The organism is Candidatus Poribacteria bacterium (assembly GCA_021295715.1).
Classification (GTDB): domain Bacteria; phylum Poribacteria; class WGA-4E; order WGA-4E; family WGA-3G; genus WGA-3G.
On record JAGWBV010000030.1, the window covers coordinates 63,010 to 87,973 of the forward strand.

Below are 24,964 nucleotides of genomic sequence, written 5' to 3' on the forward strand. Positions count from 1 at the left end.
TCCTTAACCAATGCATTGTTTTAATCCGACACCTGTGTTATGCTAACAGGTATATTATAGGTAAACCTAATACCACGTATAATACCATGTTTTGAGGCTTTTTGTCAAATTTCAGCAGAGACATCAACAAAACCTTGAATATCCAAAAAGTGTTCGCGCCGCTGTTGCAGAACAGAGCATCCCAAGCCAAACATCTGTTCGTTAACTTAATACCGTCCCTCCTTGCGCTTGCCGGGTTTTTTCTTTTGTGTGGGCTTGTGCTTCAGATACGCGGTCAGGATCCACTGGAATTCTATAGCATTATCCTTGTGAGTGGATTTGCAAGTTTTGATGATTTCGGTTATGTCCTCTTTAACGCAACCCCACTTATATTTACAGGGCTTGCTGTCGCTATCGGATACAAAAGCGGGCTGTTTAATATCGGTTGCGAAGGGCAGCTCTATATCGGAGCGTTCGCTGCCGCATGGATAGGCATACACCTGAATCTTCCTCCCTTTCTGCTGATCCCTTTCTGTATAGGTGGTGCAATGATTGCCGGTGCCGGGTGGGGCGCGATTCCGGGTCTCTTAAAGGCGAGATACGGCGCGCATGAAGTTATCAATACCATTATGATGAACTTCATTGCATTCGCCCTCATGAATTATCTTGTTACGTCCGTCTACCAAGAACCGGGTCAGATGATTCCGCAAACACAACAGATTCACGAAGCGGCACGGCTCCCACGGTTGGCATCTTTCCTCCCCGTTCTCCCACACAGCAACCCGCTAAACGTGAGTTTCTTGCTCGCTTGCGCGTGTGCTGTATGCTGTTATATCTTCTTAACGTATACCCGTTGGGGATACGAACTCCGATTGGTAGGAAATGCAAGGGATGCTGCAGCTTACGGCGGCATAAATCCCGGTGCTGTGACGATATGGGTGATGGCGTTGAGCGGTGCGATTGCAGGGTTAGCGGGTGTGGCTGAGGTCATGGGCTACCGCCATCGGTTTTTGGATAATTTCTCATCAGGGTGGGGATTTACAGGGATCGCAGTTGCACTGTTAGGCAGAAACAATCCTTTCGGTATCTTGGTTGCTGCTATCCTGTTCGGATCGCTGAACAAGGTTGCCTTAGATATTGACATTCTGTTGGGAGTCCCGCGCGGTCTATTTCTTGCGGGTCAGGGCATGCTAATTATCTGGTTAGTTAGCATAGAAAGCATCTCGCGGAGAGGCACGAGAAAGTCCTAACTCCCCTAACTGAATCGCAAGGTAAATTTAAAAAGTAGCCTGCAACAATACGCAGAAATACCCAAGCAAAAACACGCAGGCGGGTCTACGGAAAGGCACTTCAGCCATCGAACCCACCTGATCGAACCGCAAGGTAAATTTAAAAAATGATTCCAAGTACTATACGAATGGCAACACCGTTGGGATTCGCCGCACTCGGCGGCATTTATTCGGAGCGCGCCGGGGTCATCAACCTCGCTCTTGAAGGTATGATGCTCATCGGGGCTTTCGGTTATGTTATCGGAACACAGGCTTCGGGTTCAGTATGGGTTGGACTGCTTGTGGGAACAGGCTTTGCGTTAGCATTGGCACTACTACACGCTGTCGCAACGGTTACTTTTCACGCGGAGCAGATTGTCACGGGAGTCGGTATCAACATCTTAGCATTAGGAATTACAGAGTACCTCTTACCGACGACTGAACAGGTAGGCGGTCTACCACACTGGGAGTTACCATTTATCGGTTCTTACAATTTCGTTGTCTATTTGTTACCGGTATTGATGGTAGCAAGTCACGTTCTTCTATTCAAAACCCCGTGGGGTTTGCGATTGCGCGCAGCAGGCGAATCAACAGAGGCACTTGCCGCACTCAGTCTGAGTCGGACGAAATGGCAGTATATCGGCGTTCTCCTAAGCGGCATCCTGGCAGGAACCGGCGGCTGTTTTTTAGCATCTGAAGTTCACTATTTCACAAAAGGGATGACAGCAGGACGTGGCTATCTCGCACTCGCGGCTGTCATCTTCGGAAATTGGCGTCCTTTGAGCGGTATTGCAGCGTGCTTCCTTTTCGGATTCGCCACCGCTTTAGAACTCGCAAACCGATGGAACATTCCCGGGCAATTGTTGAATAGTTTGCCGTATATCTTAACAATGGTTGTTCTGGCTGGGTGGGTAGGGACATCACGCCCACCTGCGAGTTTGGGGAAGATGAAATCGTAGAAGAGCGGTCATCAGTCAGCGATCAGCAAGAGGTTGGAAGGATGGAAGAAGGGAGGGACGGGCTTCCAACCTTCCAGTTTCCTTCCAATCTTCCAGCCAAAGGCTAAAGGTTACTGAGAGCCAATAGCATTCTTAGGTCTCGTCTCCGTCATCCACAAGCCCATGGTAGCTGCCATGACGACTGTAATACCCATAGGATTTGGCGTGCTTCGGATTGATCATATTGCAAAGTACACCGATGCCTTTCATTGGGAAGGCTTCTGTCAAATGCCGAATTCCTGTAAGTATATCAAAACGCCGGGTCTTCGTGATGTCAAACACGTAGACAATGGCATCAACGATGTTTGCCAAGATCATCGGATCAGCAACAGCACGCACCGGCGGCGAATCGATTACAATCACATCATATTCCGATTTTGCAAGTTCCAACCAATCGGTCATCATTTCCGAGTTCAGAAGTTCAATTGGGTTTGGTGGCACAGTACCACTCGGCACAAGATGCAAATTAGGAATGTCGGTTTGCTTGACAGTTGTGTGGAGGATGTCGTCCCCGTTTTCTGAGTTTAAATGGATAAGGGCTTCGCTTAATCCGGGTTTACGGGTGTCAACGCGCGCGATAGGAAAATCAGCATCAGATGCCGCTCCCGCATCTTCCGCCTGAGAAAGTTGTTCTGCCGGAAAAGTGTTGTGTTGAGAGGGACGGCGCATGTCAGCATCAATTAATAAAACTTTATTTCCCCTTTGCGCAAGCGCGACAGCAAGATTCGAGGAGATCGTGCTTTTCCCTTCGCCCCGAGTCGCACTCGTAACCAGAATTGTTCTCACGGGTGCTCCTGGATTCAGGAACGGCAGCTTCGCTTGTAGGACCCGAAACGCCTCAGCCGACCGTGATTGTGGAGCATCGTGAACAATTAGCGGAAGTCGATAAGCATTGCGCTTTTTGATGGAGGGGAGGACACCAAGAAAACTTGGTGATTCGGGTAAGGTATCCAATTGACGCACCGCATCTTCTAAACGGAGATATGTATCGTCGAAGTAATTTTTCGCCACAGCAAATGTAAAACCGAGTAGCATCCCTGCCATTGCTCCTAAAGCGAGATTCAGCTTTAGGCGGGGTTTCAACGGTTCTTCGGAGGCTCGTGCCATATCTAAAGTTTTGATACTCTCTGTGCGTGCCTGTGCGAAAATTTCCGCTTCCTGTAGTTTCGTTTCTAACCCCGTCGCTTGTAAGGTATGAATTTCAACATCCCGCTTAAGTCGATAAAACTGCAATTGCGTCGGGGACCAACTCCCGAGTTTCTCAAGGTGCGCAGCGATTTTCGCAGCGACCTCTTCTTTCTGTCTTTTTAAACTGATAATAGCCGCTTCCGCCTCATTCACCTTCTCTGTGAGTGCCTGGTGGAGCGGATTGTAAGAAGAAGTTGTACTCTTTATTTCTTTCTCTTCTCTATCAAGTCGTGTTCGCGTCTCTCTTATTTTCTCATCAATTGCCGTAACTTCAGGATGCGTTTCATCATATTTCCCCAGCAGTTCCGCCCGGTCGATTTCATATTGATGTAAACTATCTTGTAACTTGGAATGCGAAGGGTTCCGCCCAATTGTTTCTGAAACGAGATTCTCTGATAACTTCTCCAACTCTGCCTGATAGGTCCCCAGTCTAAATTCAGCACTCACCAAAAGATCTATCAATTCATTTTCTTTCACTTGAAGTGTCAGGATTATCTGGGCCTGCGTTCCGCCTTCTGCGTTCAAGGTAATCTCCGGGTACTCTTGCTGAAATTTAAAGAACGCCTCTTCAGCTTGTGTGAGGTTATCCCTTGTCTGATTCAACATCGTCTGTGGAATAGGTTTTTCCCACCACTGCATTCTTTCAGCCGCTTCCGCTTCAACGACTGCCTGAAACACAGCCGCAATTCTGTTGGCTATATTCTGTGCCCGTTCCGGTGTCCGCTGCGTCACAGTAACAGCAATTACACTTCCATCCGGTGTTTCTTCAACCTTTAGCTCCTCGTCAATAAGGGTTTTGATGAAGAAGTCTTCCCACTCCGTGAGGGTGAGATCACCCTGTTCTGTCGCCTCCTGAGCAAGTGTAATATTCAACAAATCCGCAAGCCACACGACAAACCGTCCACGATGAACAGGCAATGGATCCAGGAGTCCCTCCTCTCTGAGTTGACGGATAGCCGGTGCAATCACGAGGTCTCGCGATTGTATCTGTGCGGCATAAGCCCCCAAAGAGGGACTGCCCAATAGTCCAGATATCGGTAATTGTGAAAGTAGTGAAGAAGTGGGTTGGCCGTCTAAGACGCGAAGCGTTGTTTCGGATTGATAAACCGGCGAAGTCAGGTCGGTTATAAGAAACGCCACAAAAACGGAGAGCAAAAAAATAAGAAGAACACTCCATTTATGCCGAAAAAGGATCCAAAAATAGTCTGATAATCGAATTTCTCTGACTTCTTCAAAGTGCCTATTATCGGTTGTTTCTGACATCTCTAACCTCTTGAATGGCTGTCAGCTATCGGTTGTTAGTGAAGAGAGTGTTTGTTAAACGCAACCCTCTTTCTGATGGCTGACCGCTATCTTACGCTATCTTAATTGTATCTCAGCAAGACTGTAACAAGCAAGTTCACAAAAGATGTCGCGAAGGTGATGACTCGCCAGTCTAAACGGGTTCTTTCACGGACTCTGAGCTGATCCTTCGGATTCAAGTAAACATCCGAATGCGTTTGATCGAAGTCCAGTTCTTCCTCTGTCCCATCTGCCCGCGTGATTAAGCATTTCTTCGGATTTGCCCTCTCCTCGTTAAACCCACCTGCCATTGCAATGGCTTGACCGAGCGACACCGGTTCAGTAATCACATATTGTCCCGGTTTCTCGACAGCCCCCGTAACACTAATTTTCGCTTCCGCCAACGGGACATACAACGTATCTCCGGGTCCCATCATTACCTCAACATCCGCTGCGGCGAGATCGACTAAAATGCGTTCTTTGTTGGTGATGATTTCTGACTTGTGTAAATTCGCGAAATCCGTCCTCGATCCTCCCGCGATTTTCAATACCTGACTCGCCGGCACCTGCGGTGCTGTTATAGGATAAACACCTGGAGCTACCACTGCTCCTATGACACGCACGGGTCGTTGCTGAAAGACCGACGGAATGAAGATTGTATCATGATCCTTCAAAGGAATATCGGGACCACCCGCATTGATGAGCTGAAGGTAATCAACTTTTTTATAGAGTTTTCCATCCCGCCAGATAGAAATGTCCGTAAGATCCGCAGCTTCATAGTTGATGCCAGAAGATGCGAGGGCTTGGAGGAGATACACCTGTCCGACTTCAAAGACATGGAGATTTCCGCGTGCCCGAAGTTCGACTGCCCCGAACACAAGAATCGTCCGCTTCGGGCGCATGAGCGTTACAAACACACGCGCTGTCGGGAGATGTTTGGAAAAAGCGGACTGCATCTCCGCTTCCAGTTCAGAAACGGTGAGATTCACCGCCTTGATAAGCCCAATCAACGGATACGAGACATAGCCGTCTTGTTGAACCGGCACAGGGACTCGCTCTTTGCTATATTCAGGATAGCCGTCCACCGTGACAACAAAACTGTCACCAACTTGCAATTTATACGTAGATAATTCCGACTGTGATTCTTGTGATTTAGGTTTTGGATCTTTCGACGCAATCTCTGTGTCGATGGTCGGATTTTCGGTGGGGGAATCCGCTGCAGAAATGAGTCCGGAAAGACTAAGTTGTAACACACTCAGCAAAAGTAATATGAATCTTTTAAGAGAAGGTTTTGGGCTGCTCATACATTTGGCGCAAACTCCACCAAAAAACTGATTTCGTAAAGCAGATATGTTCATGTTTTTAATTTTACCTTGCGGAGGAACAACGTGCGTTCAAATTTTGAAGCAATCTTCTCAAATCCGCCTTCCATTTCATTACAGGCTACAAGTTTTGAGGTTATTTTAAGAGAACCCTTTGTTAAACGCAGACCTCTTTACTGACAACCGACTGCTAATTCCTATTTTTTCTTGCGGTTCGGTGAGGTGTAAGAAAGTTTGATAGTGTGCTAAAGCGGTGAAAAATTTAAAAGTTGCGAAGTGGACTCAAGTTGTGAAGTTGCAAAGCAGTCTCTTCCAACTTCCGAACTTTACAGATTTCAGAACACTTTACTGACTTCCTTTTCGTCTATCCGACTGCGCCGTTATTGCAGGCTGCTGCTCGGTATTCATTTTTATATCGGTGAATATTCTAACAGACATTCGCTCAAAAGACAAGGGAAATCACAGGTTATTGGCAATACGAATCTCTTCTTCGCTAAAGGCTTCGTCATGCCATTCAGTTATACGCCATTCGTCATTTCTTTTTTCGAAGATAAAAAGGTTATCACCTTCAGCGTATACACCACTAAATCCACCCTCAAGTGAATGTCCATCGGTCCGCCTGATTCCCATCTTCGTTCATCGTAATTTCTGGTGGGACAGAGAGTTCTATCTCAATATCCTGAAACTTCTCAAAGACGCGAGTAGCAGCGTCTCGTTCCTGTCGAATGTCATCAAACTCTAAATCGTCCGTTTTATCTCCATCTGTTCCCCAATCAGAGACATACAGGAAACCGTCTGCCCAGAAAGTGTTGATATAAGAGTTGACATCCTCGGTTTCATAACCTTGCCGCCACTGATCTAAGACTTTATTGATTTGAAGGAGTTCTTCAGGCGGCACCTGACCTACCTTGTCAGCGTCCCCACACCCCATAAAACCTATGAGTAAAATGAGTACGCCGGTGATTTTTGCAAAAACTCTGAACATAATAATCAAGTATCCTCTTTATTCAAATTGAATTTTGGACCATTTGGATAATATTCCGTTGATTTCTACTGATTTTATTTGCACGTTAGTTGCAAGCCGATGAGGTCTCCTTCAAAAAAAATCCTGATTGTCAACCGTGTTAGGTTAAATCAAGTTGCTACGGACGAGGTTTTAGATATGCAGACCTCGTTTTTCATGGCGGTGGTTGATTATCCATTCTCCGCGCTCACGATCTGGCTGATTAATAACCGCTGATTGCTGACGTCTGACAACTGAATGTCCGTTCTCTATAAGAATGTATATTGCTTTAACCTACAGGTTTATGCTAATATAATGTCGTGAACTTAAAAGCCGTTTTTGAACAACTTCAAGGCAAGCGGGTAGTGATTATCGGCGATGTCATCTTGGACGCATATATCTGGGGGGATGTGAAACGAATTTCGCCAGAAGCCCCTGTTCCAGTGTTTGAAACGACGACAGAGAAGACCGGATGTGGTGGTGCAGCGAATGTCGCTCAAAACGTTGCAAGTTTAGGCGGCAACGCAACTCTGGTCGGGGTCATCGGTGAGGACAGGGAAGGCGAAAAGTTAGTCCAGATGCTAACCGAAATGAATCTCGTTACGACCGGGGTCTACACTGATCCGCAGCGACCGACAAGCACAAAAACACGCGTCATTGCTCGTGGTGCCACGACCTTTCCAGATCGGGAACGGGATTCGGACCATCATTTGCTCCGCATTGACAGGGAATCCAAACAGGAAATCTCTCAGCAGATACGGGAACACCTACTGGACACTATCGTTTCTCAGTTGCCAACAAGTGATGCAATCATCTTCGCTGACTACGATAAAGGGGTCGTCACTGCCCAGTTTATCAAAGGCGTTATGAAACATGCTAAGTCTTACGGTATCCCCATTATCGTCGATCCCAAGCAAAACAACTTCTGGCACTATGAAGGTGTAACCGCCGTTACGCCGAACTACAAGGAAGCAAGTGCCGCTGTCCATGAAGAAATTATGGATGTGTCTGATCTCGTTACTGTTGGTGAGAAAATTCTGAATAGGTTATCCCTCAAAGCGTTGCTAATCACTCGCGATGCGAAGGGGATGTCTCTGTTTCACTGTCCGACAGATAGTACCGTAAAAGTAGAACACCTCCCACCACATTCAAACATCGTGACGGATGTTACAGGCGCAGGGGACACAGTTGTTGCCGCTTTCACGCTCGCGCTCGCAGCGGGTGCTGAATTTCGTAGTGCGGCGGTGCTGTCTAACCTCGCAGGCGGAATAGCCGTTGGTAAGATGGGGTGTGCGACCGTCACACAGAAGGAGTTGCTGCATGCTATTGAGACTTTTTAGTTTTACCTTGCGGTTCGGTCAAGTGGGTTCATAATTTCACGTGCCTTTGCGTATATCCGTCTACGTGTTTTTGCAAACGCTTACGGACGGGCGAGGGTGTGGCTCATTCCTTCGTCTGTGAGCAACACCGTTACCATCTGCCACTTCGTTGCAGATGTATTTCTGCGTATTGTTGCAGGCTGCCATCTTGGTTAAAATTAAGGGGTGTGGCATAAACTTTAAGTTTTTGCATTCAAAGTCGTAGCCCGTAACGAAGTGGAGGGCGGATTTAAGGGATGTGCGCAAAGTTTCAAAACCGCGTTATTTCTCCGCAAGGTAAAATTAAAGATCCGCAAGGTAAAATTAAAAAATGAAGACGATCTTTCTGGATCGAGATGGTGTTATCAATCGGAATCCACCTAATAGAGGCTATGTCCGGAAATGGACAGAATTTACCTTCATTCCAAATTCCCGGAAAGCGATCCGGGAATTAACAGAAAATGGCTATCGAATCATTGTGATAACCAATCAATCAGGAATCGGGAGAGGTCTTTATTCCGAGGAAGATTTGGCGGATATCCACGCACGAATGGTCGCCGAAATTAACAAAGCAGGCGGGAAGATTGACGCAGTTTATTACTGTCCACACCATCCCGAGGCAGGATGTGAGTGTCGAAAACCGAAGTCGGGTATGTTAATACGCGCTGCCCGTGAACACAATATTGAACTGTCAAGTGCCTATTTGATTGGTGATTGGACCACAGATATTGAAGCAGGACAGCGTGTCGGTGCCACAACATTTCTCGTTTTAACAGGACTTGGACAGGAGAGTTATTACCACTACATCAATACGAAACCGTGTCGGCGTGCGGATAAGAACGGACACCGTCCCGAGAAAATCTTCACAAATCTTTACGCAGCAACGCGCTGGCTCAGGAAAATTAAAGGATAGCCTGCAACAACGACGCAGGCGGATTTGAGAAAGGCACGTGAAAAATAAAACCCCCGTTGTTTCTCCGCAAGGTAAAATTAAAGATCCGCAAGGTAAAATTAAAAAGATAGAAACTCGGACAGCTCGTGCGGGTGTTATCGGGCTTGGATATGTCGGGCTACCGCTTGCGGTTGCGATTGCAAAGGCGGGATTCCGAGTTACAGGCATCGATATCTGTTCAGAAAAAATAGAGCGGTTGAAACAGGGTATCTCCGACGTTCCTGATGTAACCAATGCAGTGCTTGCTCCCCTTATTGCGTCCGATCAAATTCAGGTAACAACAGACTTCTCTGTGCTACGAGAATTGGACACGGTTAATATCTGTGTGCCGACCCCTTTAGGTGAAAACCGAACCCCCAACATGCAGTTTATCATCGCTGCGGTTCAGCAAGTTGCGCAATACCTCCACCCCGAACAACTGATTATCCTCGAAAGCACCACCTACCCCGGCACCACCGAAGAAGTCGTGTTACCGGAACTCGACACCCGGTCTCCCGGCACCCTAAAAGTAGGACGTGATTTCTATCTCGCCTACTCACCCGAACGGATTGAACCAGGAAATAGCACTTACTTCGTGACAAACACCCCTAAAATTATCGGCGGTGTCACACCACAGTGCACCCACGTCGCGAAAACCTTCTACGCACAGTTCATTAGTAAAACACACACCGTATCTTCACCTCGAACAGCAGAAATGGTCAAACTCTTAGAAAACACGTTTCGGAGTGTCAACATCGGCTTAATTAATGAAGTCGCGCTTATCTGTGACCGGATGGATCTGGATGTGTGGGAAATCATTGATGCCGCTGCGACAAAACCGTTCGGATTTATGCCGTTCTATCCAGGTCCTGGACTCGGCGGACATTGCATTCCTATTGACCCGCATTATCTTTCTTGGAAGGCACAGATGTATCAGTACCACGCTCGATTTATTGAGCTTGCTACCGAAATTAACAGTGAGATGCCGAAATACGTGTTAGACAAAATCATCCACGCCCTGAATCTTCAACGTAAACCCTTGAATGGAGCGAAATTATTAATCTTAGGCATCGCTTATAAAAAGGACATCGGCGACATTCGAGAATCACCTGCCCTTGAAGTAATTCGTTTAATTCTTGACAAAAAAGCGGAATTCCTATATCATGACCCCTATATAAAAAACGTGGCTCTTGATGACACAGAGACTTATCACTCAGAACCCCTAACAGTAAATCTCGTAGAAAGTGTTGATTGTGTTGTCATCCTAACTGACCATAGTGCTATAGATTACGACTGGCTTGTCGAGCATGCCCAGTTGATTGTTGACACACGCAATGCAACGCGCAGTGTGAAGAAAGGACAGGAAAAAATTATCAAAATTTAACTTTTAATTTATGACCACTTGGACTGAGCTCTATTCCATTACGCGCTGATTCTTGATGTAATACAAAGCGCGTAGTCCGTAACGAAGTGGAGGACGGTTCTACGGTGAGACGCGTTAAATACCTAACTCACCTCACCGAACCGCAAGGTAAAATTAAAAATCGGAGTATAATAATGTCAAGTCCAAATCTAAAATTTCATATACAGCGGGACCAACTCACATGGTTTCTCGATCTACTTTTAGACGAAAGAGAGATCTTTCAATTGAGTGCCTCTACCGGCATCGTACTCGATGTGGATCGGCTGTATGCCTTATCAAGGCGAGAATTACTCGTAAATTTAGCCGATGTGTTTTTAGATGTCGTTGGCACAACAATATCTGAACTAAAAAATTCCGAAACTTCGCCGGAAGCACACCATCACGATGATCGGGATCGGATGACTTCCGAAGTCAATACATTAGTCAGCCAATTTCTTACCGAAAAGGCACAAGCTGCAATCTCCCGAGTCGGGTATATGGAAATCTCCGAAATCGAAACGTTTTTCAAAACGTCTGATGTCCTCATAGAGGGCGGCGATTTCGGCGAAGTCGTCTGGGCACTTCTCACCGACCAGCGAACCGCAGTCGTTGAACATGGCTATAAACTCCTCAACACAACATACGAATCTATAGAAGTGGCTCATACAAATGGTAGCGGAAACGACCATGGTATGGATCAATTGGAAGGAATCGACGCTCAACCCATTTACAACACGGAAAGTGAACTGCAACACTCGGATACACCTGACCAAGGCATTGAGCATCTTGAACAACAACTGGCAGACTCTAAAGCAGATTATACCTCGCTTGAGCAAAAACATAGCCGGTTAGATCAACAACGCGCGCTTCTATTGGAGGAAAACAAGGGATTAAAAACCAAAGCCGAGGAAATTTATGGAAACGAAAAACGATTGACGACTCTTGAACAGGAAAATCACATACTTCGTGAACAGGTTGCACAATATATTGAAGATACCGCCGGACTACAACAACTTGCCGACCAACATGAACGCCTCCTCGTTGAAAAAGAACAGATGGCAGAACAACTAAGAGAGTATGAACAAATTAAGGCAGCCAAGGAGACCTTCACTACCGATCTCAAGTTGGTTGAGGAGGCAGTCTACAAAGGTCATCAAGGACTCGAAGACTTTCAAACAACGCTTGATAGCCACTTCGATATTCTGGAAAACTGCCATCAGGCGGCACGCAGCGCATTGAATCAGATTCGCCATACGCTTACTTATCTGGATACGCAAGAAATCGTCGAGGGTCAAAATCCCTACGATCTAACGACAGAGCAACCCCGTGTCGGTGTGTTCGTTGATGTTCAAAATATGTTTTATGCTGCCAAAGATCGTTTTGGACGCAGGGTTGACTATATCAAACTCCTTGATTTGATAGTTGGACCGCGGTACCTCATGGTAGCCTATGCTTATGTCGTCCAGATACCCGAAATTAACCAATCCAGTTTCCTGTCCCTTCTTGAGCACAACGGTTATACGATTAAGAGTAAAGACTTGCGTTTGCGAGGCGACGGATCTGCCAAGGGGGACTGGGATGTCGGTATCGCAGTGGATGTCGTTTCAATGCTCGGCTCATTGGATGTTGTCATTTTGGCAAGTGGTGATGGCGATTTTTGTCCGCTTGCCGAACTCATCAAACAGCAGAATAAGCGTGTGGAGGTAGTCGCTTTTGAGCATAATACCTCTATGGATCTACAACAAATCGCAGATCAGTTCTTTCCAATTGGAGACGAACTGCTCATCTGAAATGGCTGTCAGTCATCAGCAGTCAGTTAAAAACCATTCCTGACAGTTTGCCTAATTTGGAACGTTCCAAGTCAGGGAATTGTTACAGAGATCCGATTTTACTCACAACCGATAACCGACAACCATTCTAAAAAATGAATTATCTTCTTCAGTCTATCTGTGATGCTGTCGGTCCGCTTTTGAACCCTCACTTTTTTCTGCGACTTGGAATGTGCCTCGCGCTTGTTATCCTCTTCCTGCCTGTTTTGATAGGTGTAACAGATGCGGAATGGTCCTCCGCAACGACAGAAAATCTTCCATTATGCACAGCACAGAACGAACAACACTTTCCTGTCCTCGTTACCGACGGGCAAGGTGGTGCTATCGTTGCATGGAGTGATGCCCGGCACGCGAATCGTGATATTTTCGCACAGCGAATCAGCGCAACCGGGAACGTTCAGTGGCAGGCAAATGGTATTCCAATCTGTGACCTACCATCTTCGCAAAGTTGGCCCCTAATTGTCAGTGATAGCGAAGGTGGTGCTATCCTCGTTTGGGGAGATACCCGGCACGGTAATCAGGACAGTTACGCACAACGCATCGACGCAAACGGAAACAAATTGTGGGATCCCGAAGGGACACCCGTCTGTACGCATCCAACGTTGCAAGATGATTTGAACGCGATCGCGGACGGTAAAGGTGGCGTAATCGTTGTGTGGGAGGATTGGCGGAACGGAAATCAAGATATCTACGCCCAAAGAATCGACAGTACTGGAAAGCCAGTATGGGAAACGAACGGTGTGCCTGTCTATAGTGGCGATGGGGATCAGTATGACCCGGTTCTAATCGCCGACGGGCAAGGGGGTGCTATTTTCGCATGGTGGGACATCAGCACTCCAGATTGGAACATTTTCGCGCAACGACTGTCAGCAGATGGACATCAGATGTGGAATTCCGCCGATGGTCCAATTTCCGTCTGTACCGCAACTGGCAACCAAGGCGCGCCAGTTGCGGTCAACGATGCGAGTGGCGGTGTGTTCTTCGTCTGGTCGGACTATCGCAATGACCCAAATTTTTATACGACCGCGCAATTATACGCACAACACATAACTGCTGAAGGACATGCCTTATGGGAAAAGGACGGCATCCCAATCTGTGAACTGCCTGTCAATCAACAACAACCTTACTGTGTACCTGACGGGAGTGGTGGTTTCATCGCCGCATGGTGGGACGAACGGGATATTTTCGCTGACATCTATGCGCAACGTATCAACGAAAATGGCGAGGGATTATGGAACGACGAAAACGCGCAGTTCCAAAACGGAGGCGTGCCTGTTTGCACCGGCGCAGGGGTTCAACGTCTCCCTCAAATCGTGTCTACTGGTGAGGCAGGGGAATCCATCATCTATTGGCTGGATTATCGTGAAGATTTCGGGGATTCGACAGAGGATGCAATCTACGCGCAACAGCTCGATGCCGATGGGAAGCCACTTTGGGAAATCAACGGCATGCCTGTCTGTCACGCACCGAAAGAACAAATCTCCCCTCAAGCTGTATCCACAGGTGAGAGTGCGGCAATCGTCGTCTGGAGCGATGCGCGCGGACGAGATTACGACATCTATATTCAGCGTGTTCCATAACGAATGAGGTTTTTAATTCATTGCTTCAGCACCGCGCTCCATTCCATTATGATCGGGTTCTTGGTGAATTGTAACCCTAAGCGTAGCGGAGGGCGGATATACAGTAAGAAACGTTAGTATTCAAACCCACTTTACCGAACCGCAAGGAAAAATTAAAAAATGGCAAAACGCACTCAACATGCTCCCGCAAAACGTGCGATCATCATCGGGATGGATGGTGCAAGCATGGAACTGGTCAAGAACATGATTGACTGGGGACATACCCCAAACATGGCGACACTCCTTCAGAACGGTGTCTACCGACCGATGATCGGAGTATTCCCGACACTGACACCGCCCGGGTGGACAGCACTCTCTACCGGTTCATGGCCCGGCACACATAAGGTGATGGATTTTAACATCCGTGCTGTTGGAGAACGCCTCGATAAGACGGTCTGGGGTATTAATACCGGTTTGTGTCAATCTGAATATCTCTGGAACCTCGTAGAACGGGTAGGCGGAAAACCGATTCTGGTGAAATGGGAAATGTCTTGGCCCCCCACCGTCACAACAGGTATTCAGGTCGAGGGAACGGGACCAGGTGTCTCCAATCACCATCAGGTTGCTGGGTATCATCTCTTTGTCGCAGGAAAATGGGCAGCGCGCCCTATCGGTGGACAGCGAGACCCTGAGACACTTGATCCGAGCGCATTACAAGGCGTTCAGCACATTGATCCGGTCACTATTGAACCGATTGAGGAGGGAGAATGGGATGCCTTGCCTGATTCCACAGCACCCGTAAGAGAGGTCGAACTCACCATTCAACCGTTGGCGCGCGGTAGAGAAGATGTGATGCCTTCAATCTATTCCAAAAGTGAGGTATCCTCTGACACTTCTGGTCAAAATGCTGGGCGCATTCCCAAACCGTTTTACGGGTTGATTTATGCCTCTGGCGATAACGGCTATGATCGGGTGCGGATCTGTCGGAGTCGGTCTGGAGACGATGCCGTTGCGGACCTGGGGGTTAGTGAATGGAGCGAGTGGTGGCTGGATACTTTTGAAATTGAAGCCGCTGAAGTGGAAGGTTACGTCCGAATGAAACTCGTGACGCTCACCCCAACAGCGGACGCTTTTGAACTCTTCGTCCCACAGATTTGGCCGAGAGAAGGGTACACCGTTCCTGATACAATTGCTACCACGATTGACACTGAAATCGGTTCATTCCTTCAAAATCCGGCTCGCGATGCGCTTGGGCAAATGGACGATGATACCTATTTCGAGGTGCTTGACTACCACCATCAGCGTCTCGCGGATGTCGCGACGCACCTCGCAACAAACAACGATTGGGATGTCCTAATGGTCGAAAGCCATGCCCCGGACTACGCCAGCCATTTCTTCCTCAGTCAAGCAGATGAAATCAGCGGTGCAGCGCCTGAGACAATTGATCGGTGTCGTGAGGGATTACGACGGACGTATGAATCTGTGGACCGGATGATTGGGCGACTGATGGAACACGCCGATGAAGAGACCGTAGTTCTTGTCTGTTCCGACCACGGCGGCACCCCTAACCAATTCCGTGCTATAGATATCGAAGAGGTGCTCGAAGAAACCGGATTCATCGTTAAAGACGAAAACGGGGCGATAGACTGGACAAAGACACGAGCGGTCAATGTCGGATTAGTACATATCTTCATCAACTTAGCTGGACGTGAACCGGATGGAATCGTGGCACCTGAGGACTACGAAGCAACGCAACGTGAACTCATCGCAGCATTGCATACCTATAAGGACGAGAAGACCGGCCGACATCCCTTTACATTGGCTGTGACACGAGCAGATGCGGAGATGTTTAACTTACACGGGGATTTAGTCGGTGATGTTGTCTACGCGCTTCGACCAGAGTTCGATGGTGCGCACGGCAAACAGCTGCCCTCCGTGAGTTTCGGTATCGGCGGGCAGCACTCTACATTTATGCTATCGGGGGCTGGGGTTCGACAAGGGGTAGCATTGCAGCGGCAGGTTCGTGTTGTTGATGTCACACCGACGCTCTGCTATCTACTGGGGCTGCCAATGCCTGACAATGTGGAGGGGGGTGTCGTTTACGAGGCGTTAGAGGATCCAAATTGGCATTTGACTCAACTTGCGGAATAGCCATCAGCCGTCAGTAAAGAAGCGTATGGTAGCGAAAATCGCTCGGTTACGCTTGTGTCTTCCACTGACAGTTGACTGCTTCTTTGCTGATAACTATTCTTAGCCGATATTACATTTCTCGTGTAACTCTTCTAAGGTATATGTGTTGATGACTTCGTTCTTTGTCAACCACCCGCGACGTGCGACATTCAACCCAAATTGGCGGCGCGCGAATAGCCCGATGTCATGTGCATCGGTGTTGACTGCTAAAAGCACCCCTGCTTTTTTTGCCATACGTACAAATTCAGGATCGAGGTCCAATCGGCTCGGCGAGCCGTTAATTTCCAAAACTGTTTGATGCTCCGCAGCAGCTTCTATAATCTCCTCAATATTCAGCGGATACATTGGTCTACGTCCGCGCAATCTCCCTGTTGGATGACCGATGATGTTAACAAATGGATTTTCGATCGCACGGACGATGCGCTGTGTCATCTCTGCTTCGGAGAGTGTGAAATGACTGTGAACGCTTGCGACGACAATATCAAGCTGCGCTAAAACTTCATCAGGATAATCCAACTCACCGTACCGTCGAATATCTACCTCAGAACCTACGAGGAGTGTGATACCCTCAACCTCTGCATCCAATTCGCGAACCCGCGCTACCTGTTCCAGAAGCCTCTCCCGATCTAAGCCGTTTGCAACGGTAGAGGAAACAGAATGGTCGGTGATAGCAAAGTACTCAAGCCCCTCCGCTTTCGCCGCAGCCACCATATCTTGGAGTGTATTTCGTCCGTCACTCCAATCGGTGTGTGCATGTAAGTCGCCTCGTAAATCCGTGAACTCAACGAGTTTTGGCAAAGCACCCGCTTTCGCCGCAGCCACTGAGGCACCGTCCTGTCGAAGTTCCGCGGGAATATAGGCGAGCCCGAGTTTTTCGTATATTCTCTCTTCCGTCATATCACGCGCTTCATGCCAAAAACCGGTCAGCTCCAGAAAACCGTTATCAGAAAGCGCGTCAATGTGAGCGTCTGTCGCTGTTGTCAAGAAGAGCGTCGCTTCATAGGTAGCAGCAGTACACAGATAGACGGATACCGGAAAATCTCTGTCAATATAAAATTGAATCACAGGTAGCGTGTCACGAACGTCCCCCGTCAGTTCGCGCTGGCTTTCTTCAAAATGGCTGTCGGTTAAGAGGTTTTCTGGTGAAGGGGCATCCTCTTGCTGATTGCTGTCGACTGACGGCTGATCGCTATTTTTGCTGTCATATCGGTACTGAATTTGGCTGTCCGTTTTGAAAACAATCGGGTTCTCCGGCGTTAGAATAGCGTTTAGTGGCTCAAGAAGTGCTTGTAGCGGCGCAGACACGATGCCACTTTCAAATTGAAACGTGCCTTCATCTTCATATTCAACAATCAACGCTATACTTTGACATACCTCTTCGTGCCGCCGTAAATCACCTGTCCATTGGTAACGTTTTATCCAACCATCATTTATCAATAGCGTCAGATGATCGGAAATGTTTTGGACAGTGGGTAAAATTTGCAATAGCGGACGTTTGTTCCGTTGTTCTGTCTGAAACGCCAGACTCTCAGTTATCATCCGGAGCTTTTTCCGTCCGATACCCTTCACGCGCCTCATCTGTCCGTTTTCAATTAAGACTCGGAGGTCCTCGATATTCCTGATACCGAGTTCTTGATAAAATCTGCCAACGATTTTTACACCGACCCCTCGAAGATTGAGCAATTCAAGGATTTCTGTTCCCATTTCTGCGGTGAGTTCATCATAGAATTTGCAGCGTCCGGTTTCCAACATTTCAACGGTCTTGTCTTCAATGGCTTTCCCAATACCGGGTGTTGCTCGGAGTCTTTTTACTGCCTCTCTATTGTATCCCGGTGTATTTTGTTGGGAATCTTTGGAAGCCAATTCATCGGGGAATTCTTCAATGATATCGGCGGCTCGTTCATAAATCCGAGAGCGAAAAGCATTTTCACCGCGAATTTGTAGCAGGGATCCGATAGCTCGAAATATAGCACTGATCTCATGATTTGTCATATTTTTAATTTTCCTTGCGGTTCGGTCAGGTGGGTTTTATGCCTGAAGTGCCTCTCTGTATATCCGCCTGCGTGTTTTTGCTTGGGGTGTTTTGGCATGGATATTTCTGCGTATTGTTGCAGGCTATCACATGTCTGCTGCTTACGTGATCGGTTTAGGCTGCTACACCAACTTCCGCTGCGCGACAAAACCGGCAAGGAACCCAATTACCATTTCTCCGATAACAATCAGAATAGATTGATAGATCGTAAGGAAATTGACTGTCCCTAATTGGGATTCGAAGATATAAAACATTCCGTAAAAGCAGCCAAGTCCACACAATGCGCCAAGACCGCCAAGGAAAAATCCATGAATAACAAAAGGAACGAAGAGATAATGGCGGGACATGCCGAGAAGTTTCATGAGGGATATCTCTTCGGCACGAGCGATCGCTGTTTTGTTGATAACAGAACTGATAATGAACCAGATGACGACAACTGCTATTCCGATGGCGATGAGAGTCGTACGCTCTGAATCGCGTAAACGATCCTTCAACTGCCCCTGCCCTGTCAAGAGCACATCCTCAATTTCGCTGTGGGCTTTAATATCCAACACAATCTGCTCTAAAGTTTTACGCGTTATCAAGTCTTCGTCCACATAAATTTTGAGGGATGCCGGAAATGGATTTACGCCTCTGGTCTCTGCGAATGCCTCCTTAATGAGGATACCCAAATCTTGGAACTGGGTTTCACCACGGGCGAGGCTTTCTGCCTTTGAAGCGTAATTGACAGCGAGTACCCGTCCATTTTTTTCTATCTGGCTCACCAAGGTGCGTCCGGTTGACTCATCAACACTGTCTTTTAGAAACGCGATAAGGGTAGGGGCATGGCTTTTAAACTCAGACTGCTGTAGTATAAACGAATGGTTCAATAGTAAGGTAGCAAGTAAGACAGTGATGAAACCGATGCCAAAGAAACTCATCACACTTGCATTGCCAGCACGAGCTATATGGGATATGGCATTCTTAAGATGATAACGCATTTTTTGTAGTTATCGGTTGTCAGTTGTCGGTTGGAACAGCCACTTGATTAAACGTGAGTTTGGTTTATAATAAATTGTCGGAAACCAAAATGTACGATTTCAAACAATATTCGCTCCGAAAACCGCCACATCGCTGGCGAGGTTTCCTAACCTCGCCTATTATCAAACTTACGTTGATTAAACAAAGCACCTCTTAACTGAAAACCGATGACCGATGACCGATGACTATTCAATGGATGCCGCCATCCCGTAGTTCAATAATCCGCTTATTACATTTCTCAGCGAGTGTTCGGTCGCTCGTGGAGACGAAGATAGTCATCCCCTGGAAGTTAAGCGCATCAAGAAGTGCCATCACCTCAAGTGAAAGACGCAAATCTAAGCCTTCCGTTGGAGCATCCGCAAGTAGTAACAAAGGATTGTTGATAATTGCTCTCGCTATAGCAAGACGACGTCGCTCGTTGCCAGATATTTCTGATGGGAGGGCATTGTGATGGTGATAGAGTCCCATCTGGTTCAGGAGTTTATCGACATTTTCCGTAATCAGCTGCGTGGGGGTCCCTATCAACCGCTGTGGCAGTGCCAAATTTTCTCGAATTGTTTTGTTTTCTAAGAACTTGAAATCTTGGAAGACGATCCCTATCTTCTGCCGAAAGTAAGGGAGACTGACTTTGTCTAACCTCGCAAGTTGTTGTCCAACGACACTCAGATCACCGCCGACTGGGTCTAAATCCGCATATAACAGCCGCGATAGTGTGGTCTTGCCAGAACCGCTTGGACCAACGAGAAATACAAATTCGCCGCGCTCCACGCGTAGGCTCACCTTCTCAAGCACGCTAAGTTCGTTATAGCTGAAACTGACCTGGTGCAACTGTATCATTTTTTATAGTTTTCGGCTCGAACCCGCAACTCGTGCTTTGCTGTCTTGTATCGGAGTCGAGTTGAGGGTTCGGGTTTTCGGTTTCCATCAGTAAGAGTAATTATCGAAGCCATCGACTTTCGACTTTTGGCGTATTGGCTATCGGCTATTTCTGCCGACTGCCGATGGCTATTTTCTATAGTCACAATTTGCTGTGTGACAGATGAGACGCTTAGTTCCGGCTTCGCTATCTTTCGATTTTTCCGTCTTTTCAATGAGAAATGGCGCGTTGCATTTCGGACAAGGCTCTGGCACAGGTTTATCCCACGTCGAGAATTCGCATTTCGGATAGTTGCTGCAGCCATAAAAGACCTTTCCACGTCGGCTACGGCGTTCACCAAGGTAGCCCTCACACTCAGTCTCTGGGCAGTCAACTCCCATTGGAATCGGCTTTGCGTTTTTACATTTTGGGTATCCACTGCACGACAAGAATTTGGCACCCGCACGGCTTACTCTCACAACCATCGGTTTATCACACTTGTCACAGGCAATGTCGGTCGGCTCCGGTTCCGCAGTAGGTGCGTCCTCCGCAGATGTTAAACGCTTGATATTCTGACATTCCGGATAATTGGCACAGCCGAGAAAGCGTCCATATCTGCCCCACTTGATGATCATATTGCCCCCACACTTTTCACACTTCTCGTCCGATTGCTCTTCCATCGCCTTTCGGGCTTCGTACATCTTATCGGGAGCTTCCTGCAGTGCCGTTTGGAAGTCAGGGTAAAACTGACCTAATGTCTCTACCCACTTAATTTTTCCATCAGCGATCACATCAAGTTGATCTTCCATTTTTGCTGTGAATTCAACGTCGACGATGTTGGGAAATCCATGTTTCAGGAGTTCGTTAACAAGCCTTCCAACATCTGTAGGCGTAAGCCGGCCACGTTCTTTGGAGACGTATCCTCTGTCCTGAATTGTTGATAGAATAGAGGCGTAGGTACTCGGACGTCCGATTTCCTTCGCTTCCAGCATTTTCACAAGCGTAGCTTCACTGTAACGAGCGGGGGGTTGCGTAAAATGCTGTTTCGGTTCTAATTTACGTAAGTCAAGTGTGTCCCCTTCTTTAACGTCGGGCAAGTTGATCGCCTCTTCATCCGATTCGCGTTCATCGGTAACAGGATCATCTTTACCTTCCATATAGACGCGCCTGAATCCTTGAAATTTCATCACTGAACCGGTGGCGCGGAACAGATAAGTGCCTGCTTGGATGTCAATTGTTGTGCCGTCGAAAATAACTGGATTCATCTGACACGCTATAAACCGCATCCAAATTAGTTCATAAAGTCGGTACTGATCTTTACTCAAATATGGCTTCAAGTCTGCCGGCGTTCGCAACGGTAGGGTCGGGCGAATCGCTTCGTGTGCATCTTGCGCACCTCTTTTGCTCCGGTAATTCACCGCACGATTGGGTAAATATTCTTCACCGTATGTTTCTTTGATGTATGCGCGTGCTGCCTGAAGTGCTTCCTGAGCAACCCGTGTCGAATCGGTACGCATGTAGGTAATGAGCCCGACGGATCCTTCGCTGCCAATCTCCAGTCCTTCGTAGAGTTGTTGCGCAATGAGCATCGTCTTTTTGGCAACAAAGCGGAGTTTCCGAGACGCTTCCTGTTGTAAGGTACTCGTGATAAACGGTGGGACAGGTCTCTGTCTTCGTTCACGTTTTTGGACTTTTTCAACGAGATATTTCTGGGGCTGTGCATCCGCCGCGAGTTCTTTGGCACGCGTTTCGTCTATACGGAACCCGTAATTATTGATTTCGCCCTTCTTTTTCCCAATTTTGTGTAACTTCGCTGGGAAGAGATGCTGAACCTTGGTCGGTGTCAATGTAGCTGTGAGTGTCCAGTATTCTTCTGATTTAAACGCCTCTATTTCTGCTTCGCGCTCGCAAATCAGGCGTACTGCAACGGATTGAACTCTCCCAGCACTGAGACCGGGTTTAACACTACGCCACAGGATAGGGCTAATTTGGTATCCAACGAGCCTATCCAAGACGCGACGCGCCTGTTGCGCATCAACGAGTGCCATATCAATATCGCCAGGTTTTTGGATTGCTTCTAAAATTGCGTTTTTGGTGACTTCGTTGTAGGTGATCCGGTAGATGGGCTTCTTTGTTTTCTTGAGTTCCTCAGAAAGGTGCCAACAAATAGCTTCGCCTTCCCGATCTGGATCCGCGGCAAGATAGATATTATCGACCTTACGCGCTTCGCTTTGGAGGGATTTCACGACCTTCCCTTTTCCCCGAATCAAGACGTATTTCGGAGCAAAGGCGTTCTCAATATCAACACCGAGTTCCTTTGGAGGGAGATCCCGGATATGCCCAACAGAGGATTCAACGACGTAATCCCTTCCTAAGATCTTTTTAATAGTCTTCGCTTTCGCCGGCGATTCAACAACGACGAGTGACTTTGGCATGGTTCATTCCTATGTGTATGTATATTTAAATTGCTAAGGGCACCGATATAGTATACTCGGTTTTCAATGCCGTATTAGCGTTCTCGTCAAAAGCGAAATGTGTAAGGTGTAAGATGCGGTACACTGGAGCGGATTTTTTCTGTACCCCGCACTGAAGTCATAATTACACATCTCTATTAACGTTCATAGTTATTAACGGTTTCATGTCCCGCTCATTCGTCCATTTGCGGTAGAAGGCACAAATTTTATTTTTGGATGGGGAAAGAAGAGAGAAGACAGGTAACATACTTTAGGCGGCGAAGGCAATCAAATCTATAAGCATCTGACGCATATCCGCCCGGTGAACGATCGAATCGATGAATCCATGTTCCAGCAACGATTCTGCTTTTTGGAAGTTTTCTGGGAGTTCCTCACGGAGGCTGGCAACGGCTAACGGACCCGCGAAACCGATCCGAGCCCCCGGTTCAGCAACGATTACATCGCCGAGAGACGTGTAACTGGCAGTCGCACCACCAAACGTTGGATCGGTCACAACGGAGATATAAAAGACTCCCGATTTGGCGTACGCTGCACAAGCGGCAGCGGTTTTTGCCATCTGCATCAAGGCAAGCGTGCCTTCTTGCATCCGCATCCCACCACTCACCGAAACAATTACTAACGGCAACTGGTTTTCAAGGGCACGTTCAATACATCGGGTAACCTTTTCACCGATAACAGAACCACATGTGCCCCCTATAAATCCGACATCGCCAATTGCAAGAGCAGTCGGATAACCACCAATATTGGCTATGCCAGAGAGCATCTCCGATCTGAGTCCCGTTTTTGCGACATCTCTTTCGAGTTTTTGCGGGTATTCTGGGAATTCCAGCGAATCAATAGAGTAAAGATTGGCATCGTATTCCTCAAAACTGTCCGCATCTATAATGAGGTTGAGTCGCTCGTGAGCACTCATATAGTGATGGTAATCGCAGTGGGGGCAGACCTTGAGATTGTTAGTGAATGCCTCTATCACGATCTGTGCATCGCAATTTCTGCATGGAATTGTTTTTGAAGTTTCAGACATTTTTTATTCACACAGCGGGGTTAAAAATCCCCTACAGAAAAAAATGGAAATAGGCGAGGTGTTTTGCTTGGATGTTATTCCCAGAATACCTCGCCCAATGAAAAAATAAGTTGCGAATTTCAGTTTAACGTCCCGCTTTCAGGCTGCCCCAGGTTGTAGAGAGTTTTCCAATCGCTTCAACAGCGAGCGCATCTACGCCCTGGTCCATGAACGTATTGATCTCATCCTCACTCAGTGCACGATTCCAGAGACGGACCTCGTCAATAATTCCAGCGAAGACGTAGTTGAGACGCTCACAATCCTGTCCAATCCGCCACGGATCATCGTTGGCTGCAAGCTTGCCGGGGACATCCCCTTCAGCTTCTTCCTTGCCATCAATGTAGATTATGCCCTTCTTGGTATCGTTGGTGAAAGCAATATGGATAAATTTCTCGGTGTCAGGCAGACCGGTCGAAATATCGTTGCGACCTGCTTCGGTTTCAAAACGGAGTTTGAAGGTGCCACCTTCACTAAACAATCCGTATTGAACCCGACCGCCGCAACCGCCATGAACCGATTTACCGACAATCTGGCGCGTACCGTTCCAATGCTCGGCGTTAACCCACGCCATAAACGTCATTTCATCCACATTTAACTTCGGAGTGCTTTCAACAGTGACAAATACGTCGCTGCCTTCACCGCCAAATTCCAACGCCTTTCCGAATTTGCCATCAACCCACGTGGGGTTGTCAATTACACCGTGATGTTCGTTTCCGCTAAGATCTTCCGCTTCGTCCCCTTTGCCTTCGTCATAAGCGTGGTAAACCACCAATCCATCCAAAAATTCTGCTGGACCGATGGACATAGCGAAGGGGGCTACCATCAAGAGTAGTGTGATGGATAAACAAATAGATAGTTTCATTGTTAGATTTTCCTCCCTATTAGGTGAAGATGAGGTGTTTTCAATGAGAATAGGGGCTACAGGTTTCCTAAAAACTTGTAGATAACGTGAGTTTGATAAAAGTGTCACGTAGGGTTTCGCTACCATTATTGACACAGAAAGTGCTTGAAAAACGCCCCGTCTCTCCGCATTCTGCGATTTTTTCGGCGTATTTACCGCTCTACCTAGGGGAAACACCCAAGCAAAAACACCTACAGATTTATTTTCAAACTGGCGTTAGATAACAAGTTGGGTTATTATAACAAACAGAGAAACACCTGTCAAGAAAAAATGTTAGGAAGAAGAAGTCGGGATTCGGAGATCCCTCCTA

18 protein-coding genes are annotated in these 24,964 nt (G+C 47.4%); 8 read left to right on the forward strand and 10 right to left on the reverse strand.

The window, feature by feature from the left end; all coding sequences use genetic code 11:
• The first annotated feature begins 101 nt into the window (after window positions 1-101).
• Together J4G07_09585 and J4G07_09590 are read left to right on the forward strand one after the other, a co-directional pair.
• Window positions 102-1,229 (forward strand): ABC transporter permease, encoded by a 1,128-nt coding sequence (locus tag J4G07_09585; protein ID MCE2414244.1) that lies wholly within the window; start codon window positions 102-104, stop codon window positions 1,227-1,229.
• Between the two features lie 146 nt (window positions 1,230-1,375).
• Entirely contained in the window at window positions 1,376-2,206 is an 831-nt protein-coding gene (locus J4G07_09590) for an ABC transporter permease (protein MCE2414245.1), read from the forward strand.
• Between the two features lie 132 nt (window positions 2,207-2,338).
• On the opposite strand, the gene J4G07_09595 is transcribed toward J4G07_09590, so the two are convergent.
• From J4G07_09595 to J4G07_09605, 3 genes are all read right to left on the reverse strand, one after another.
• Complete coding sequence (locus J4G07_09595) at window positions 2,339-4,696, reverse strand: AAA family ATPase (protein MCE2414246.1); 2,358 nt, start codon at window positions 4,694-4,696, stop codon at window positions 2,339-2,341.
• 101 nt (window positions 4,697-4,797) lie between these two features.
• Window positions 4,798-6,018: a polysaccharide biosynthesis/export family protein gene (locus J4G07_09600; GenBank protein ID MCE2414247.1), complete on the reverse strand. Its 1,221-nt coding sequence runs from the start codon at window positions 6,016-6,018 to the stop codon at window positions 4,798-4,800.
• Between the two features lie 613 nt (window positions 6,019-6,631).
• Window positions 6,632-7,021 (reverse strand): hypothetical protein, encoded by a 390-nt coding sequence (locus tag J4G07_09605; GenBank protein ID MCE2414248.1) that lies wholly within the window; start codon window positions 7,019-7,021, stop codon window positions 6,632-6,634.
• Window positions 7,022-7,359: 338 nt separating this feature from the next.
• Between J4G07_09605 and rfaE1 the strand changes: the two genes are divergently transcribed.
• The 6 genes from rfaE1 (at window position 7,360) to J4G07_09635 (ending at window position 16,269) form a co-directional block, all read left to right on the forward strand.
• Complete coding sequence (rfaE1, locus tag J4G07_09610) at window positions 7,360-8,379, forward strand: D-glycero-beta-D-manno-heptose-7-phosphate kinase (GenBank protein MCE2414249.1); 1,020 nt, start codon at window positions 7,360-7,362, stop codon at window positions 8,377-8,379.
• Between the two features lie 349 nt (window positions 8,380-8,728).
• Entirely contained in the window at window positions 8,729-9,310 is a 582-nt protein-coding gene (gene gmhB / locus J4G07_09615; GenBank protein ID MCE2414250.1) for a D-glycero-beta-D-manno-heptose 1,7-bisphosphate 7-phosphatase, read from the forward strand.
• A 76-nt stretch (window positions 9,311-9,386) separates the two neighbouring features.
• Window positions 9,387-10,712, forward strand: coding sequence for a nucleotide sugar dehydrogenase (locus J4G07_09620; GenBank protein MCE2414251.1), 1,326 nt, complete (start codon window positions 9,387-9,389; stop codon window positions 10,710-10,712).
• Window positions 10,713-10,885: 173 nt separating this feature from the next.
• Window positions 10,886-12,520, forward strand: a complete 1,635-nt coding sequence (locus tag J4G07_09625) for an NYN domain-containing protein (protein MCE2414252.1) — start codon at window positions 10,886-10,888, stop codon at window positions 12,518-12,520.
• A gap of 134 nt (window positions 12,521-12,654) precedes the next feature.
• Window positions 12,655-14,139, forward strand: a complete 1,485-nt coding sequence (locus tag J4G07_09630) for a hypothetical protein (GenBank protein ID MCE2414253.1) — start codon at window positions 12,655-12,657, stop codon at window positions 14,137-14,139.
• Window positions 14,140-14,298: 159 nt separating this feature from the next.
• Window positions 14,299-16,269, forward strand: a complete 1,971-nt coding sequence (locus J4G07_09635) for an alkaline phosphatase family protein (protein MCE2414254.1) — start codon at window positions 14,299-14,301, stop codon at window positions 16,267-16,269.
• A gap of 99 nt (window positions 16,270-16,368) precedes the next feature.
• On the opposite strand, the gene J4G07_09640 is transcribed toward J4G07_09635, so the two are convergent.
• From J4G07_09640 to J4G07_09670, 7 genes are all read right to left on the reverse strand, one after another.
• Window positions 16,369-18,300 (reverse strand): PHP domain-containing protein, encoded by a 1,932-nt coding sequence (locus J4G07_09640; protein MCE2414255.1) that lies wholly within the window; start codon window positions 18,298-18,300, stop codon window positions 16,369-16,371.
• 162 nt (window positions 18,301-18,462) lie between these two features.
• Window positions 18,463-19,320, reverse strand: coding sequence for a permease-like cell division protein FtsX (locus tag J4G07_09645; protein ID MCE2414256.1), 858 nt, complete (start codon window positions 19,318-19,320; stop codon window positions 18,463-18,465).
• 229 nt (window positions 19,321-19,549) lie between these two features.
• A complete protein-coding gene (locus J4G07_09650) occupies window positions 19,550-20,197 on the reverse strand; it encodes an ATP-binding cassette domain-containing protein (GenBank protein ID MCE2414257.1) in 648 nt (215 codons plus the stop codon).
• Entirely contained in the window at window positions 20,194-20,382 is a 189-nt protein-coding gene (locus J4G07_09655; GenBank protein MCE2414258.1) for a hypothetical protein, read from the reverse strand. Before J4G07_09655 ends, J4G07_09650 begins: the two co-directional genes overlap by 4 nt.
• A complete protein-coding gene (gene topA / locus J4G07_09660; GenBank protein MCE2414259.1) occupies window positions 20,366-22,651 on the reverse strand; it encodes a type I DNA topoisomerase in 2,286 nt (761 codons plus the stop codon). The genes J4G07_09655 and topA overlap by 17 nt, the downstream gene beginning before the upstream one ends.
• 289 nt (window positions 22,652-22,940) lie before the next feature.
• Window positions 22,941-23,714, reverse strand: coding sequence for an acetyl-CoA carboxylase carboxyl transferase subunit beta (locus J4G07_09665; GenBank protein MCE2414260.1), 774 nt, complete (start codon window positions 23,712-23,714; stop codon window positions 22,941-22,943).
• A 124-nt stretch (window positions 23,715-23,838) separates the two neighbouring features.
• Window positions 23,839-24,615: a LamG domain-containing protein gene (locus J4G07_09670; GenBank protein ID MCE2414261.1), complete on the reverse strand. Its 777-nt coding sequence runs from the start codon at window positions 24,613-24,615 to the stop codon at window positions 23,839-23,841.
• Window positions 24,616-24,964 lie beyond the last annotated feature (349 nt).

Coding starts and splice junctions, on each gene's coding strand:
- J4G07_09590 (MCE2414245.1), top strand. CDS start 1,376: ATGATTCCAAGTACTATACGAATGGCAACACCGTTGGGATTCGCCGCA.
- J4G07_09600 (MCE2414247.1), bottom strand. CDS start 6,018: ATGAGCAGCCCAAAACCTTCTCTTAAAAGATTCATATTACTTTTGCTG.
- J4G07_09625 (MCE2414252.1), top strand. CDS start 10,886: ATGTCAAGTCCAAATCTAAAATTTCATATACAGCGGGACCAACTCACA.
- J4G07_09645 (MCE2414256.1), bottom strand. CDS start 19,320: ATGCGTTATCATCTTAAGAATGCCATATCCCATATAGCTCGTGCTGGC.
- topA (MCE2414259.1), bottom strand. CDS start 22,651: ATGCCAAAGTCACTCGTCGTTGTTGAATCGCCGGCGAAAGCGAAGACT.
- J4G07_09605 (MCE2414248.1), bottom strand. CDS start 7,021: ATGTTCAGAGTTTTTGCAAAAATCACCGGCGTACTCATTTTACTCATA.
- J4G07_09595 (MCE2414246.1), bottom strand. CDS start 4,696: ATGTCAGAAACAACCGATAATAGGCACTTTGAAGAAGTCAGAGAAATT.
- J4G07_09635 (MCE2414254.1), top strand. CDS start 14,299: ATGGCAAAACGCACTCAACATGCTCCCGCAAAACGTGCGATCATCATC.
- J4G07_09665 (MCE2414260.1), bottom strand. CDS start 23,714: ATGTCTGAAACTTCAAAAACAATTCCATGCAGAAATTGCGATGCACAG.
- J4G07_09650 (MCE2414257.1), bottom strand. CDS start 20,197: ATGATACAGTTGCACCAGGTCAGTTTCAGCTATAACGAACTTAGCGTG.
- J4G07_09630 (MCE2414253.1), top strand. CDS start 12,655: ATGAATTATCTTCTTCAGTCTATCTGTGATGCTGTCGGTCCGCTTTTG.
- J4G07_09640 (MCE2414255.1), bottom strand. CDS start 18,300: ATGACAAATCATGAGATCAGTGCTATATTTCGAGCTATCGGATCCCTG.
- J4G07_09670 (MCE2414261.1), bottom strand. CDS start 24,615: ATGAAACTATCTATTTGTTTATCCATCACACTACTCTTGATGGTAGCC.
- gmhB (MCE2414250.1), top strand. CDS start 8,729: ATGAAGACGATCTTTCTGGATCGAGATGGTGTTATCAATCGGAATCCA.